14 protein-coding genes are annotated in these 15,539 nt (G+C 31.8%); 5 read left to right on the top strand and 9 right to left on the bottom strand.

All coding sequences use genetic code 11. The annotated features are described in order from the left end of the window. Positions 1–101: 101 nt before the first annotated feature. The 5 genes from trmD to ACYEKI_RS13180 form a co-directional block, all read right to left on the bottom strand. Positions 102–782 (bottom strand): tRNA (guanosine(37)-N1)-methyltransferase TrmD, encoded by a 681-nt coding sequence (gene trmD, locus ACYEKI_RS13200; RefSeq protein ID WP_459211669.1) that lies wholly within the window; start codon positions 780–782, stop codon positions 102–104. Between the two features lie 130 nt (positions 783–912). Further along, a complete protein-coding gene (locus ACYEKI_RS13195; RefSeq protein WP_459211668.1) occupies positions 913–4,065 on the bottom strand; it encodes a TonB-dependent receptor in 3,153 nt (1,050 codons plus the stop codon). Between the two features lie 99 nt (positions 4,066–4,164). Continuing rightward, the gene (locus ACYEKI_RS13190) at positions 4,165–4,779 is read right to left on the bottom strand and encodes a tRNA (guanine-N1)-methyltransferase (RefSeq protein ID WP_459211667.1); all 615 of its coding nucleotides are present in this window, start codon (positions 4,777–4,779) and stop codon (positions 4,165–4,167) included. A 207-nt stretch (positions 4,780–4,986) separates the two neighbouring features. After that, a complete protein-coding gene (locus tag ACYEKI_RS13185) occupies positions 4,987–6,435 on the bottom strand; it encodes a glyceraldehyde-3-phosphate dehydrogenase (protein ID WP_459211666.1) in 1,449 nt (482 codons plus the stop codon). A gap of 132 nt (positions 6,436–6,567) precedes the next feature. After that, the gene (locus ACYEKI_RS13180; protein ID WP_459211665.1) at positions 6,568–7,989 is read right to left on the bottom strand and encodes a trypsin-like peptidase domain-containing protein; all 1,422 of its coding nucleotides are present in this window, start codon (positions 7,987–7,989) and stop codon (positions 6,568–6,570) included. A 176-nt stretch (positions 7,990–8,165) separates the two neighbouring features. On the opposite strand from ACYEKI_RS13180, the gene dapF reads away from it, so the two are divergent. The 4 genes from dapF to ACYEKI_RS13160 all read left to right on the top strand — a co-directional run bounded on the left by dapF (position 8,166) and on the right by ACYEKI_RS13160 (position 11,445). Continuing rightward, positions 8,166–8,951, top strand: coding sequence for a diaminopimelate epimerase (gene dapF, locus ACYEKI_RS13175; protein WP_459211664.1), 786 nt, complete (start codon positions 8,166–8,168; stop codon positions 8,949–8,951). Continuing rightward, positions 8,945–9,475, top strand: coding sequence for a GNAT family N-acetyltransferase (locus ACYEKI_RS13170; protein WP_459211663.1), 531 nt, complete (start codon positions 8,945–8,947; stop codon positions 9,473–9,475). The genes dapF and ACYEKI_RS13170 overlap by 7 nt, the downstream gene beginning before the upstream one ends. After that, positions 9,465–10,508: an endolytic transglycosylase MltG gene (gene mltG, locus ACYEKI_RS13165; RefSeq protein WP_459211662.1), complete on the top strand. Its 1,044-nt coding sequence runs from the start codon at positions 9,465–9,467 to the stop codon at positions 10,506–10,508. Before ACYEKI_RS13170 ends, mltG begins: the two co-directional genes overlap by 11 nt. Before the next feature lie 295 nt (positions 10,509–10,803). Further along, entirely contained in the window at positions 10,804–11,445 is a 642-nt protein-coding gene (locus tag ACYEKI_RS13160; protein ID WP_459211661.1) for a peptidoglycan-binding protein LysM, read from the top strand. A 32-nt stretch (positions 11,446–11,477) separates the two neighbouring features. Here the strand turns inward: ACYEKI_RS13160 and ACYEKI_RS13155 are convergent, their stop codons facing one another. From ACYEKI_RS13155 to dnaA, 3 genes are all read right to left on the bottom strand, one after another. Next, positions 11,478–12,206: an SAM-dependent methyltransferase gene (locus tag ACYEKI_RS13155; protein WP_459211660.1), complete on the bottom strand. Its 729-nt coding sequence runs from the start codon at positions 12,204–12,206 to the stop codon at positions 11,478–11,480. 177 nt (positions 12,207–12,383) lie between these two features. Beyond that, complete coding sequence (locus ACYEKI_RS13150; protein ID WP_459211659.1) at positions 12,384–12,851, bottom strand: low molecular weight protein-tyrosine-phosphatase; 468 nt, start codon at positions 12,849–12,851, stop codon at positions 12,384–12,386. A 12-nt stretch (positions 12,852–12,863) separates the two neighbouring features. Beyond that, positions 12,864–14,291 carry a chromosomal replication initiator protein DnaA gene (gene dnaA, locus ACYEKI_RS13145; RefSeq protein WP_459211658.1) on the bottom strand — a complete coding sequence of 476 codons (1,428 nt, stop codon included), beginning with the start codon at positions 14,289–14,291 and terminating at the stop codon, positions 12,864–12,866. 197 nt (positions 14,292–14,488) lie between these two features. Between dnaA and ACYEKI_RS13140 the strand changes: the two genes are divergently transcribed. Further along, the gene (locus tag ACYEKI_RS13140; protein WP_459211657.1) at positions 14,489–14,923 is read left to right on the top strand and encodes an acyl-CoA thioesterase; all 435 of its coding nucleotides are present in this window, start codon (positions 14,489–14,491) and stop codon (positions 14,921–14,923) included. Here ACYEKI_RS13140 and ACYEKI_RS13135 read toward each other — a convergent pair. Further along, the gene (locus tag ACYEKI_RS13135; RefSeq protein WP_459211656.1) at positions 14,920–15,534 is read right to left on the bottom strand and encodes an IMPACT family protein; all 615 of its coding nucleotides are present in this window, start codon (positions 15,532–15,534) and stop codon (positions 14,920–14,922) included. The two genes, ACYEKI_RS13140 and ACYEKI_RS13135, sit on opposite strands and share 4 nt — an antisense overlap. Positions 15,535–15,539: the final 5 nt, after the last annotated feature.

The raw sequence follows: 15,539 nt of genomic DNA, 5'->3' as shown, positions 1-15,539 counted from the left end.
ACTACGGTTTTTACTGTAAAGTATTCAAATAATAACCGTAGCCTTTTGCATGTTTTTACTAATAACTTATTGGTTTTTAGTAACTAAAAAAATATTGTGTGTTATTCGTCTTCAAGTAAGTCAGGACGAAGTTGTTGTGTCCGTAAAAACGCTTGTTCTTCTCTCCAAGCTTCTATTTTAGGAAAATTACCAGAAGTTAATACTTCGGGAACTTTCCAACCTTTATAATCTGCAGGTCTAGTATAAATAGGAGGGGCTAATAAGTTGTCTTGAAAAGAATCGGTTAAGGCAGAAGTTTCATTACCCAATACACCAGGAATTAATCGTATTACGGCATCACATAAAATAGCTGCTCCTAATTCTCCTCCAGAAAGGACATAGTCTCCTACAGAAATTTCTTTGGTAACAAAATGATCTCTTACACGTTGATCTACACCTTTATAATGTCCACAAAGAATGATAAGGTTTTTCTTAAGAGATAATTGATTCGCTATTCCTTGTTTTAGTGTAGCACCATCAGGAGTCATATAAATGACTTCATCATAATCACGTTGACTTTTAAGATTAGATATACATTTATCAATAGGTTCTATCATCATTACCATTCCTGCACCTCCTCCAAATTGATAATCATCAATTTGTTTATAATTATCGGTTACATAATCACGTAGATTATGTAAGTGCACTTCAACAAGTCCTTTTTCGATAGCTCTCTTTAGAATAGAAGCTTCAAAAGGACTTTTTAGTATATCTGGAACTACAGTGATGATATCAATACGCATGAATCAAATTATTTAAAACAGATTGCAAAGGTGCAAAGAAACCTTGATATATAAAAAAGCAAAAGCCAGATATTATCAATAATATCTGGCTTTAATATATTAAGATGTTTTATAAATAAAACGATTAAGATTAGAATCTATAATGTAATCCAAATTGTGCTTGCCATCTTGAGTTAGCATTATCAACTACCCATGGAGTACTTTGCGGATTTCTAAATTGAAAAGTAGGTTGATTGTTTTCTACTCCCACAAAATCTAATAAACTGAAACTAGAATTTAAAACATTAGGAACAAAGTATAATCTTCCCCAATCTTTGTTTAGGAAATTAGGAAGGTTAAGTAAATCAAATGTAAATTCGATAGATTGTTTTTTCTTCTTAAAATTCTTCTTATAAGCTAATTTTAGATCAATCTGATGATTCCATGGAGTTCTAGCTCCATTACGTTCTGCTATACGACCTCTACGGCTTCTTAAATAATCATCGTTATTAATATAATTGTTTAATTGTTGCCATTGTTGAGCTGCCGAGACCGTAACATTTCCTGAAGCATCTGTAATATCTACAAGGTTAATTTCGTTGGCATTAGCAGGAACATAAATAACATCGTTTCTAGAAGAACCATCACGATTAATATCTCCTCCATAAATATAAGAAAAAGGACTACCAGAACGACCATTGTATATTAACCCAACACTTAGATCATCATTTTTAATTTTAAAATCAAAATTATGATAAGACACGATTTTATGACGTAAATCAAAATTTGAATATGATGTTCCTGGATCATTAGATACTACAGCTTGATTAAATTCAAAATTGGCTGCTTGAGAGTTTCTTACGGTACTAGATACATCTTTACTTCTTCCATAAGTATAGCCAACATAACCATTATAAAAACGCTCATTTTTATGAAGTCCTAACGTAAGGTTGTAGCGATACCCTTCATCAGAGTTAGTTAATAAGAAAACATTGGTGAAATTAGGATTGATTTTAATAGCATCTCCAGTAGCAGTAAAATAAGATCTATTGTCAGCACCATCATAATTAGCTGTTTCGTCTTTTCTATTGATAGACTGGAAAAATAACCCTTTAAGTACTTTAGAATATGTTCCTTCTAGAGATAATGTAAAGTTTTTAGGTAGTTTAAAATCTACAGCTAGATTACTTTTCCATTCTCTAGGCAATTTAAAGTTATTATCGATCAAATTAATTTCTGTTAACCTAGGAGCAGAAGGATCAATACTTTGTAAATCATCAGTGATATCTACAGCATCATTAGGTCTAGTATCAATATTAAAATAACGAGTTCCAGAAATATATTCGGCATAAGCATACCATAAGAAAGGAATACGCCCGGTATAAAAACCAGTACCACCTCTTAATAATGCTGTTTTTTCTTTGTTTAAAACTAAATCAAAACCTAATCTAGGATTGATCTGTGGTGCTGCACTAATTTTATTATCAAAATGACTAAACTCTGGAGTATTTAAAACCTCTTGGCTTATCGGTAAATTCTCTGGAAGAATTTGAGAATCCAAACGCAATCCTAATAATAAAGAAAAACGATCTGAAAAGCGAATTTGATCTTGAGCATAAGCATTAGCTAAAATTACTCCGAAATCTGCAGAAGGAGTATTTCTATTTGATTCAAAATCGTTATCCTCTATATTGTATACACCACGAATACGTGCAGGACGATCATTTAAAAAGTCATCTACAGAACGGTATTGATATCTACCATTAAAGGCGGATAAGAAACGGTATTGAATATCATTATATTCTGCACCAAAACCAAAAGTAAAAGTATGCTTATTTTTATAATAAGTAAGCTTATCGTTGATTTGGAATGTATTTAAAGTAGTTCCAAACACTGAAGCTTCTCTGTAAGTACCAGCAAAAATAGTATTGGTACCATTATAAATGATTTCTAAATGAGGAAAAACTTCTCCGTCAAAATCTCTATTTTCTTCTACACGATTATAACCAACAGTTAAAGTATTGTTGGTATTATTGTTTAATGTACTTTTTAAATCTGCAACAAGACTGTTTGCTACACTTTTATGACGATACCCTTGACTTCCAAAATTAAAGAAGTTTGTATTCCATTCTAAATTATCGGCAAAACTATTTACATAATTATTACGTACAGATAATTTGTGTTTTTCTGAAATATTATAATCTAGACGAGCAAAGAATTTTGTACTGTTTCGTTGTAAACTTGCATCTGTAAAAGTTCCTGTATCGTAATTATATTTATCTCTTAAACGATCAGAGATTTGAGTTACCACATCAACTGGAATATTCGAAGTAGCGCTTCCTGGTGCATTTAACACTGGTTGATTGTTTATCGCTTGTTCTAAGTTAACATAGAAGAACAGTTTATTCTTAATAATAGGACCACCTAAACCAGCTCCTAATTGTACATCATAAAAATCTTCGATAGGTTGTTTTACGCCATTAGCATAACGCCCTGTTAAAAGATCGTTATTACCAAACGCATATACATCTCCTTTAAATGTATTTGTACCATTTTTGGTAACTACGTTAATATTAGCTCCAGTAAAATTCCCTAAACTAGCATCAAAAGGAGCTACTTTTACAGATAACTCTTTAATAGCACCGTAGCTAATAGGTTGTGTAGAAGAAAGGCTTCCTGGTGTACCATTGGCAAGAGATCCGGAAGCACCACTAGCTGGTTCTTGAAAACCAATAACATCGTTATTTGAGATTCCGTCAATATTCAAGTTGTTAAATCGGTTACTCGCACCTCCAAAACTATTAAGATTAGCTTCAGGTAATACCTTGGTGATATCTTGAATACTTCGGTTTACTGTAGGTATTTTTCCTATAGTACTTTGCGTAACTAAGGCTTCGTTACCTTTTTTTCTATTTTGAATGGGATCGTTTTTATCAACAGTAATTACAACTTCGCTTAACGAAACATTATCCTCTACTAAGGTAATATCTCTTATTGTTTGTTTTCCTAATTGAATAGCAATACCACCAATAGATTGCGATTTATAACCTACATAAGTTATGTCTAATTGATAATTGCTAGAAGGAGGAAGCTGATTAAAAAGATAATAACCATTGTCTTGAGATATGGTACCATATTTAGCTCCAGTATCTAAATCAACTACAGTGACATTTGCAAAAACAATAGGTTGATTGTTTGAATCCTTTAAAATTCCTGATAATTTACCGGTGGTTTCTTGAGCAAAACCAATGCTGACGGCAAAAATAAAAATGATTAAAACTTGAAATTTGTTACTAAAATACATTGAAATAAATTTATTGCAGTAACAGTAGTCTAAGTCTCGAAGAAATCATTACATAAAAAGACAAAAAAAACTGCCAATTAAGGCAGTTTTACATATTTGTTAAGAATTTGACTTTTTCTGTTTGTTGATCTCGTCTTGTAATTTTCTCATTACTTTTTGTTCACGCTCTAAAGCACGTCTTCTATGATCCTCAAATTCAGCTTCAATATCAGCCAAGGCCTTTTTAGATTGAACAGTAACACTATTACTATTTTTAAATTTAAAAATAAAAAAGCCTAAAAGCAGAACTAGAACACCAACAATAGCCCACATCATAGTTTTGTAACTCTGTTTTGAAAATGCCATACCAAGAAAAACCATATTGTCTTTTTCTTGAGTGACTGTTTCTAAATTAGTATTAATCTTAGATAAAGACTCTTCTAATTTTTTTATGGTATTTTGTTGTTTTTCTATTTGTTGATTGCTAGATTTTATAGTCGTAGCTAATGTTTTTAACGAATCTAAAGTATTAGATTTTAATGTTTGTAACCAATGTTCTTTAACAACTTTGTTGTTCTTGTATCGGTTAGACTTGTTCATTACGTGCTCAAATTGAGCTTTTATAGAACCATTTTTTAGGGGATTAGGCTCTACAGCATCTTGTGCATTAATGACAGTTATATTAAAAACTGACAAGACAAGAGCGAGGGTAGCTAAATATTTAAAAGATGTCATGCTTTTTTTGTTAAGTATTCTTTTTTGTGTAACGCAAGCAATTATACGATATTGTCAACAAATTAGAAAGATTTTTGCTGAGAAGAATTTAAATAAAAATGTTCTAAAAGGGATGTTAAAGAGAAGAACTATGATTAACAAAAAGTTAAGGAAAAAATAAGGCTATCTTATGGATAGCCTTACTAGTATAATGTTAAGTGTATTTTTCTAATAATAAGTAAAACGTCTTACTTTTGCGATATATTTTGATAAACGAATTACTTGATGACTATATCCATATTCGTTATCATACCATACATATAATATAGCATTTGTACCATCTTTATCTACAATAGTAGCTTTACTATCATAAATTGATGGGGCAGAAGAACCTATAATATCACTAGAAACTAATTCGTCTTCTAAAGAATATTTAATTTGTTCTACTAGGTTTCCTTCTAAAGCATATTTTTTGATAATAGCATTCATACTATCTGCAGAAGCGTTCTTTTCTAAAGTAAGATTTAAGATCGCTAAAGATCCATTAGGAACAGGAACTCTAATTGCATTAGAAGTTAATTTTCCTTCAAATGAAGGTAATGCTTTTGATACAGCTTTACCTGCACCAGTTTCTGTAATAACCATGTTTAATGCAGCAGCACGACCACGACGGTATTTTTTATGCATATTATCAACTAAATTCTGGTCGTTTGTATAGGCATGAATTGTTTCTAAATGCCCTTTAACAACACCAAAACTTTCGTCTACAGCTTGTAGAATAGGAGTAATAGCATTAGTAGTACAAGAAGCAGCAGAGAATATCTGAACTTCATCTGGATTGTGATCTGTATGATTTACTCCATGTACAATATTAGGAATACCTTTTCCTGGAGCAGTAAGTAATACTTTATCCACTCCTTTTGAAGCTAAATGTCTGCTTAAAGCTTCTTTATCTCTAAAAGCTCCTGTATTATCAATTACCAAAGCATCTTGAATACCATAAGTAGTATAATCAATGTCTTCTGGTTTTGACGCACTAATAATATTAACAGTTGTACCGTTAATTATTAAAGCCTTTTTTGAAATATCAATATTTACAGTTCCAGCGAAATCTCCATGAACAGAATCATTCTTTAATAAAGAAGCACGCTTTTGTAAGATTTCTTCAGTGATCTCTCCACGAGTAACAATAGCTCTTAATCGCAATTGACTTCCTTTACCAGTTAAAGTCATTAATTCGCGAGCAACTAGACGACCAATACGTCCAAAACCATATAGTATTACATCTTTAGGAACAATGCTTTTTGCCTCTTTAGCATCTTGCAATTTGTTCATTACAAAATCAGAAGCAGTTTCAAACTCCTCTCCAGAGATGTGATATTCATAAGTAAGTTTACCAATATCTAATTTTGAAGGAGGTAAATCCATTTGTTTAATAGCTTGAGCTATCTCTACAGAATCAAAAATTGAAATTGGTTTTTGAACAAACTCACCAGCATATTCATGCAAGTTAAGTATCTCACTAATATTTTTATTAATAAGTTGATTACGGAATAATACTAGCTCAATAGAATTATCATACCATAAATCACTAATGGTTTTGATGAATGCTACAGTTGCGCGTCTTCTGTCTGCCTGAAAAGCAAGTTCTTTTTCATAAACTTGATTAGAGCTCATAATAGTGTTGTGTTTATTAAAACGTTATTTCGAGCAAAAGTATATATTTCAAACGTTTTCGTGAAAGTTTTTTAACAAAAAAATCCCTCCATTAACATCAATGAAGGGATTACTCTTATATTATATACGGGTTTATTGGAAAATAAACTCGCGTTTTTCGCCATTACGATCGATTAAACTAATAGTGATATTTTCATCTTCTCCTTTTTGTTTGAAGATTTTTTCGACTTGTACGGCACTATTAACTTTTATTCCATCTATTTCTGTAATGATTAAACCTTCTAGATTATAACGTTTCATACTGCTCGTTAAAGCATCACTAATCACAACACCATGATTAACCCCCCATTTCTTTAAGTACTCTTTATTAGGAGTAGTAATTTCAAGACCTATATCCTCAATTCTATATTGTTGAATTTCGTACTTAGTAAGTTTAACAGGTACTGTAAGGTCTCTACCATCACGGTTAATTTTTACTTGGATCACATCATTAGGACGTTTACTGCTTACATAACCAGATAGATCTGCAAATTTTTTAATATTTATACCATCAATCTGTTTGATTAAATCGCCATTTTGTATTCCTGCTTTTTCTGCACCACTGTTTTTAGATACATCAGAAACAATAACACCTTGGGTGTCAGAAATGTTATATTTCTCTCGTGTAGTTTCATTAACTGGAGCGATACTTACACCTAAAATTCCTTGTTGAACATCACCAAATTCAATTAAATCATCTACTATCTTTTTTGCATTATTAGAAGGTACAGCAAAGGCATAACCTACATAACTTCCGGTTTGTGAAGTAATAGCAGTATTGATACCTATAAGTTCACCTTTGGTATTCACTAATGCACCTCCACTATTTCCTGGATTAATAGCCGCATCAGTTTGAATGAAAGATTGATAATTTCTATCATTTTCATTTAAATCTCTAGATTTTGCACTAATAATACCAGCAGTTACAGTAGAAGTTAAATTAAAAGGGTTACCTACAGCAAGTACCCATTCACCGACTTTTGCAGAATTAGAGTCACCAAAAGGGATATAACTAAGGTCTTCGTCAGCATCTATTTTAATTAACGCAATATCGGCTTTAGGAGCAGAACCGATTACTTCGGCTTTATAAGTTTTGTTATTATTTAAAGTGACTTCAAGTTCTGAAGCTCCTGCAATAACATGATTATTCGTTACAATATAACCATCTGGGGTTATAATAACTCCTGATCCAGCCCCAGTGATTTGTTTTTTCTGTACACCACTATTTCTAAAATACTCCATTAAATTGCGAGGTGCACGTTTAATATCATAATGTTTAACGTGAACAACCGCATTTACAGTTTTTTCTGCTGCTTCAGAAAAATCGATTGCAGAAGCAACGGCAGCAGCTGTGGTATTCATAGTGGGTGTGTAATTTGTAGGAATATAATTTGACGTTTCAGGATTCTCTGAAACGGTAATTGTAGTAGGTTCCATAAATAGCTTATAGGTACCTAGCGTAAAGATTCCTGCTAAAACTGCTACAATTAATAAACTCAAAAATCTTTTCATCATCTTATTCTTTTTTAGTTTTAGGTTATGTCTTTCAATTTATAAGACTAGAGAATGTTTTTAAAATTACAAAAACAGCGCTTTTTTTTATTTTTTAACGAGCTGTTAACGCTTTAAGTTCTTTTCTGTATGAAAGCAATCTTTGTACCTTTGTTGGCAACATAGTTATAGCCAATTTTATGACACTTACATTTTATAAATATCAAGGTACAGGTAATGATTTTGTCATTATAGATAATCGTCAACAAATAGTATCCAAAAATGATACCAAATTAATCGCAAGACTTTGTGACAGAAAATTTGGTATAGGAGCAGATGGATTGATGTTTCTAGAAGAACCCCAATATCCAGAAGATGATTTTACAATGGTCTATTTTAATGCAGATGGAAATGAAAGTACCATGTGCGGAAACGGAGGTCGTTGTTTAGTTGCTTTTGCAGCACATATAGGTGTAATTAAAGATACTGCAACCTTTACAGCGATAGATGGTAAACATGAAGCAAAAATAGAAGATGGAATCGTGTCGTTGCAAATGCAAAATGTAACTAATATCGAAACTCATGAACAGCATTTGTTTTTGGATACAGGATCGCCTCACCATGTCACTTTAATTGATGGGCTTAAAGCATATAACGTAAAAGAAAAAGGAGCAGAGATCAGGCATGGGGCACCTTATTTTGAAGAAGGAACAAATGTTAATTTTGTAGAGCAAGAAACCGAAGATAGTTTTGCGGTACGTACGTTTGAACGCGGAGTAGAAGATGAGACGTTATCTTGCGGTACAGGAGTTACCGCAGTAGCATTGGCTATGTATGAAACTGGAAAAACAAAGAAACCAGAAGTAGCTATAGAAACATTAGGAGGTTTGTTAAAAGTTAGATTTGATAAAACAGAAAAAGGATATGAAAATATCTTTTTAATTGGTCCAGCCCAACAAGTTTTTAAAGGAGAAATTGAATGTTAACACTTAAAGGAAAACAAGTATATTTAAGAGCTTTAGAACCTGAAGATTTAGAGTTTATTTATGTTATCGAGAATGATGAGCGTATTTGGGAAATGAGTTCGACTCAAACACCGTATTCTAAATTTTTGATAAGGCAATACTTAGAAAATGCACATCAAGATATCTATGAGGCTAAACAATTACGGTTAGTAATTTGTGAACATCAAGATGATGCAGTTGTAGGATTAATTGATCTATTTGATTTTAATCCAGCACACAGAAGAGCTGGTATAGGGATTTTAATAGCAGAAGAACAAGAGCGAGGAAAAGGCTACGGAAAAGAAGCTTTGCAATTGTTGATAGAATATGGAAAAAGACATTTACATTTGCACCAGTTATACGCAAATATATCCGAAGATAATTTGGCAAGTATAAAGTTGTTTGAAAAGCAAGGATTCCAAAAAGTAGGGACAAAAAAAGACTGGAACCTTGTAGGGAAAACATTTAAAGACGAACACATATACCAATTACTTTATGTACATTAAAAAAATATTAATAGCTATAGTGCTAATGGGATTGATAGCTGCAGGAGGATTCTCTTATTTTGTATATCAAGCAGTTTTTGCTCCTAACACAAATTTTGAGGAATCAACAAAAACTATTTATATTCCCTCAGGAGCAGTTTATAGTGATGTGGCTAAACAGATAAAACCGTTGGTAAAAGACTTTTATAGTTTTAATAAACTAGCAGAAAAGAAAGGATATACAACTAATGTAAAAGCAGGGAGGTATATTCTTAAAAAAGGATTAAATTCAAACGAACTGGTAAATGCATTACGTGTTAATAATGTACCAGTACAATTAACCTTTAATAATCAAGATCGATTAGAGAATTTAGCCGGGCGTATAGCGCAGCAAATAGAAACAGATAGTATAGCATTAGTTAAAGTGTTTAAAGATTCTGTTTTTTTAGCAGAAAATGGATTTGACAATGCCACAGCTTTGGCAATGTATATTCCTAATAAATATGAATTCTTTTGGAATACTTCAGCAGAAGGATTTAGAAGTAGAATGCTTAAAGAGTATAAAAAGTTTTGGAATGAAAAACGTTTAGCAAAAGCGAAGACATTAGAATTAACTCCTAACGAAGTTACTGTAATAGCATCTATTGTACAAAAAGAAACAGCCAAAGTGGATGAGCGTCCAAGAGTAGCAGGCGTGTATATGAATAGGTATAAAGATGGATGGAAGCTTGAAGCCGATCCTACAGTGATTTATGCGATAAAGAAGCATACTGGAGATTGGGAAAGGGTGATAAAAAGAGTCTTGTATAAAGATTTAGAATTAGAGAGTCCATATAATACATATCAAAATATTACATTACCACCAGGACCTATTGCAATGCCAGATATTTCTGCGATTGATGCAGTACTAAATTATGAAAAACACGATTACTATTTCTTTGTAGCAGATGTTGAAAATTTTGGATATCATAAGTTTGCAAAAACGCTAGCACAACATAATCAAAATAAGGTAAATTATGTGAAATGGCTGAAAAAGAAAGGTATAAAAAGATAACAAATATCAGATTTATATAATCTGATCGATATTAACGAACTCATTGTCTATTTTCTTATGAAATGGCAATGAGTTTGTTTTTTTGGAATATTATTTGATAGAATACTGAAATATTAATAATAGAAAATTGGTTTTATGACGGGGGATTTAACCCCTTTTTTGATGAATATTAGCCTATTATTTGTTTAGTAATTGAAAAAGGTCGTATCTTTGCGCCGCAAAATTTAAGTAGGTGGGGACGGAGATAAAAATTGCTTTTGTGATGATTATTTGCGGCTACTTAGAAAATGTTTATATGATAAAGAAGATAGTAAAATTATCTATGTTGCTCGCAGTAGGTGGAGCAGTCACAGTTGGGTTTACAGAAAAAGAACAAAACGATTTTAGTGCGTATAGCACGGCAGGATTGGATTTGTTTTATGTAGCACCAAACTTTAATGAAATAGAAGACAATTTACCTGAAACGATTTCTCCTAAATTAGGAAAGACGTATTTAGGATTTAAAGAAGCAATTGCTTTTAAAGAGTCTAGAGGAAGCTATGATGTAATCAATCAATTTGGATATTTAGGAAAATACCAATTTGGTAGAGGAACTTTAGCATTGATAGGGATTAAAGATGTACAAGCATTTTTAAATACTCCAGAACTTCAAGAAAAAGCTTTTTATGCAAATGCATCTAGAAACAAATGGATTTTACGCAGAGATATAGCTCGCTTTGATGGTAGGTATATGAATGGTATTAAAGTGACAGAATCAGGAATATTAGCAGCTGCACATTTGGCTGGACCAGGATCTGTTAAAAAATATCTTCGCAGTGGAGGAGTTCAAGGATTCTCTGATGCAAACGGAACGACAATTCGTTACTACATGAAACGATTTGCTGGCTATGATACTTCTGAAATAGAAAAAAATCAAAAAGCAAAAGTAGTTTTATAAAAAAATAGAAAAAGAATAAGAGTTTAAATCTCTTATTCTTTTTGAATAATAAAAATAGTAGGCCTTTTATGAAGGTCTACTTTTATTTTGGACCATTCTTTGGCTGTTTTGGTCAATATAAATTCAGTATTTAAGGTAATATCACAAGCTACACAAATAGAAGTATTAGGATGTAAAATAGTAACAAGATCTGCTAACATTTTATCATTTCTATAAGGTGTTTCTATAAAGATTTGAGCTTGGTTTTGTTCAATCGAAGTACGTTCTAATTTTTTAATCTTGAGTTTGCGTTCGTTTTTATCAATAGGTAAATAACCATTAAAAGTAAAACTCTGACCATTCATTCCGCTGCTCATCATTGCCATAAGAATAGAAGAAGGACCAACTAGAGGTACAACTTGAATTCCTTTTTGGTGAGCAAGTTTAATCACTTCGGCACCAGGATCTGCAATACCAGGACATCCTGCATCTGACAATAATCCCATAGATAAACCTTGTAGGCAAGGAGTAAGAAAATCTGGAATCTCGGCACTATCAGTATATTTATTGATACTATAAAGGGTAAGAGATTTTTGAGATTTACTAGGGCTCACTTTTTTGATGAAACGTCTAGCAGGTTTTTCATTTTCTACTATGTAATGATCTACTTCTTCAATTACTTTTTTTATCGAGATGGGTAATACTTCTAGAGGAATATCGTCACCAAGTCTGTTTGGGATGAGGTATAATTTACCTTTAAGGGGTAGTGGGGAATGTTCCATACAATAGTGGTTTTGAATGACTTTAATTGTTTCCTGTTTAATTTAAGCTTAGGGCTAAATATATAAAAAAGATGGAGAAAATTATACTTTGAACAAAAAATGAGAAGATTCTAAGGTCGTATAATTGAAAATTATGAAAATTTGAAAGGAATAAATATGTTATAGAAGAATAAAAAATTAAATGATGTTTCCATTTAATTTTTCTGCTATTTGATCGCAAGCAAGGTCTAACATTTGATATACATTTTCAAAACCTTGGTCTCCTCCATAATAAGGATCAGGAACTTCCATGTTTTGGTTTGGATAGATTTCGTCTAAGATTAATTTTACCTTTTGTCGATCCCTTTCAGTCGAAGCTAATTTTATTACATTATCGTAATTTGACTGGTCCATAACATAGATATAATCATAACGATCAAAATCTGAAGCATGAAAATGTGCAGATCTTTGATTAGTTATATCAATACCATGAGCTCTGGCTGTAGTGATAGATCTAGGATCAGGACGTTCTCCTTGGTGATAACCACTAGTTCCAGCAGAATCAACTATAAATTGATTAGTATCTAATTTTGATTGTAAAATACCCTCTGCTAATGGTGAGCGACAAATATTACCAAGGCAAACCATTAAAATTTTTACAGGCATTTTAAAAATGGATTAGAGTGTAAGTTTTTTATTTAAGTCTTCTACGTATTTTCTAAACTGCTTATCTGTTGCAGATAAGTTATCTACAGTTTTGCAAGCATGTAATACAGTAGCGTGATCTCTTTTTCCTATTTGAGAACCAATACTAGCCAATGATGCTTTGGTCAATTTTTTAGCAAAGAACATTGCTAATTGACGTGCTTGAACAATATGACGTTTTCTTGTTTTGGATTGTAAAGTCTCAACATCCATTTGGAAATAATCACTTACTACTTTTTGAATGTAGTCTATAGAAACTTCACGTTTAGTATTCTTAACATAATTGTCAACAATATTTTTGGCAAGATCTATAGTGATATCTTTTCTATTAAAAGAAGAATGTGCAATTAATGAAATGATAGCACCTTCTAACTCTCTAATGTTAGTTTTAATATTGTTAGCTAAGAATTCAACAATATCCTCAGGCATTTCTACACCATCACGATATAGTTTATTTCTAATAATCGAAATTCTGGTTTCAAAATCTGGTTGATGCAATTCTGCAGATAATCCCCATTTAAAACGAGATAATAAACGTTGTTCAATATCTTGCATATCAACAGGTGCTTTATCACTAGTAAGGATAACTTGCTTCCCGTTTTGATGTAAATGGTTGAAAATATGGAAAAATACATCTTGAGTACCAGCTTTACCTGATAACAACTGAATATCATCTACAATCAACACATCTATAATTTGATAGAAATGAATGAAATCGTTACGATTATTCTTTTTTACCGATTCGATATATTGTTGTGTAAACTTTTCGGCAGAAATATATAATACTGTTTTCTCAGGATAATTGTCTTTAATATTAACACCAATAGCATGAGCTAAGTGTGTTTTACCTAGACCTACACCTCCAAATATTAACAAAGGATTAAAAGAAGTTCCTCCAGGTTTATTGGCTACTGCCATACCAGCTGATCTAGCTAAACGGTTAGAATCTCCTTCTAAGAAATTTTCGAAGTTGTAATTAGGGTTTAATTGCGAATCAATTTTGACATTTCTAATTCCAGGAATCACAAAAGGATTCTTAAGTTCTGGATTTTTACTTTTGATAGGAACGTCAACCTCTTGAGATTTTACAGCACTACGATGTGTACTTGGGATTTTTTCAGTAAAAGGTTTTTTATTGTCATAAGAATTTTCCATTTTAATAACATATACCAATTTTGCGCCTTCTCCTAGTTCGCGCATTAAAGAAACTTTAAGCAATTTAACATAATGTTCTTCTAGCCATTCATAAAAGAATTTACTAGGAACTTGAATACTCAAAGCACCCTCTGTAAGTTTTACAGCTTTAATAGGTTCAAACCAGGTTTTATATGCCTGTGGAGTTATGTTGTCTTCTATAAAAGACAAACAATTATCCCAAACTGATTGCGCTGTTTTGTTCATACAGTGGTTATGGTTTACTATTCAAAAATGTTAAAAAAAGTGGAAAAATGTTGAAAAACTCCCTGTTGTTTTCTGTGAACAAATATGTGAACAAAAAATGTAAAAAAAAAACGAAAAGCAGGTTGAATTTTAAATATTTTTTTCGCATACTTTCAAAAATATAAACTTAGATTGCACGCAAAATATTATACAATATAATGAAAATAATTTCAAATACTAAGATAAAAGTAAGATATGCAGAGACTGATCAAATGGGAGTGGTACATCACGGTAATTACGCTCAGTATCTGGAAGTTTCAAGGATTGAGTGGCTTGAAAAACTAGGTGTTTCTTACAAAACAATGGAGGCAGAAGGTGTGATGTTGCCTATTGTTACTATGGATTTAAAATTCAAAAAATCTGCATACTTTGATGATATCCTACAAGTGAAAACTATGTTAAGGAAAATTCCTACAGCTAGAATCGTTTTTGACTATGAAATTTATAACCAAAACCAAGAGTTATTAACAACTGCAACGACTACGCTAGTGTTTTTAAATGCAGCTACAAAAAGACCAATGGCATGTCCAGATGATCTATTGGAAAAAATAAAATTAGCAGCAGAAAATGGAATTGAAGATAATGACAATTAATTTTCAATTTCTTTGATTTCTACCTCATATAAAGCGTCAAAAATTTCTTTGATTTTTGATGCTTCTTTTTTTCGTACAGAAATATAAATTCTACAATCTAATTCTAATTTTTGATTAGTAATGTTTATTTGATGCTCTTTAAGTATACGCATCACTTTGTTCATGTTTTTGTATTCAAAAACAATTTCGAAATCAATATTGATTGTTTTTTCTACAATTTCGCAAGCTTCAAGAGCCATTTGGGCAGCAGTTTTGTATGCATTGATCAAGCCGCTAACACCTAATTTAACTCCACCGAAATATCGAACTACAACAATAAGAATATTGGTAACGTCAAAAGATTGTATCTGCCCATAAATAGGTTGTCCAGCAGAATTTGAAGGTTCACCATCATCATTTGCTCTATGTCTAAGTTTTTCTGTACCTAATTGCCAAGCATAACACCAGTGTCTGGCTGCATGATGTTGTTTTTTTAATGCTTCTATATGATCTTTTACTTGTTCTTCGTTGGTTACTGGAAAAGCATAGCCAAAGAATTTACTGTTTTTATCTTTAAACAATACTTCTTCGTTAGGAATATCAATTGTTTTATATGAATCTTTTATTTCCAAAAGCG

This window comes from Aquimarina rhabdastrellae, from assembly GCA_947387485.1.
In the GTDB taxonomy this organism is placed as follows: Bacteria; Bacteroidota; Bacteroidia; order Flavobacteriales; family Flavobacteriaceae; genus Aquimarina.
This window is presented reverse-complemented; position numbering and strand designations above follow the sequence as displayed.

Coding starts and splice junctions, on each gene's coding strand:
- trmD (WP_459211669.1), bottom strand. CDS start 782: ATGCGTATTGATATCATCACTGTAGTTCCAGATATACTAAAAAGTCCT.
- ACYEKI_RS13190 (WP_459211667.1), bottom strand. CDS start 4,779: ATGACATCTTTTAAATATTTAGCTACCCTCGCTCTTGTCTTGTCAGTT.
- ACYEKI_RS13140 (WP_459211657.1), top strand. CDS start 14,489: ATGAAAATAATTTCAAATACTAAGATAAAAGTAAGATATGCAGAGACT.
- dnaA (WP_459211658.1), bottom strand. CDS start 14,291: ATGAACAAAACAGCGCAATCAGTTTGGGATAATTGTTTGTCTTTTATA.
- ACYEKI_RS13155 (WP_459211660.1), bottom strand. CDS start 12,206: ATGGAACATTCCCCACTACCCCTTAAAGGTAAATTATACCTCATCCCA.
- ACYEKI_RS13160 (WP_459211661.1), top strand. CDS start 10,804: ATGATAAAGAAGATAGTAAAATTATCTATGTTGCTCGCAGTAGGTGGA.
- ACYEKI_RS13185 (WP_459211666.1), bottom strand. CDS start 6,435: ATGAGCTCTAATCAAGTTTATGAAAAAGAACTTGCTTTTCAGGCAGAC.
- ACYEKI_RS13150 (WP_459211659.1), bottom strand. CDS start 12,851: ATGCCTGTAAAAATTTTAATGGTTTGCCTTGGTAATATTTGTCGCTCA.
- dapF (WP_459211664.1), top strand. CDS start 8,166: ATGACACTTACATTTTATAAATATCAAGGTACAGGTAATGATTTTGTC.
- ACYEKI_RS13170 (WP_459211663.1), top strand. CDS start 8,945: ATGTTAACACTTAAAGGAAAACAAGTATATTTAAGAGCTTTAGAACCT.
- ACYEKI_RS13195 (WP_459211668.1), bottom strand. CDS start 4,065: ATGTATTTTAGTAACAAATTTCAAGTTTTAATCATTTTTATTTTTGCC.
- ACYEKI_RS13180 (WP_459211665.1), bottom strand. CDS start 7,989: ATGATGAAAAGATTTTTGAGTTTATTAATTGTAGCAGTTTTAGCAGGA.
- mltG (WP_459211662.1), top strand. CDS start 9,465: ATGTACATTAAAAAAATATTAATAGCTATAGTGCTAATGGGATTGATA.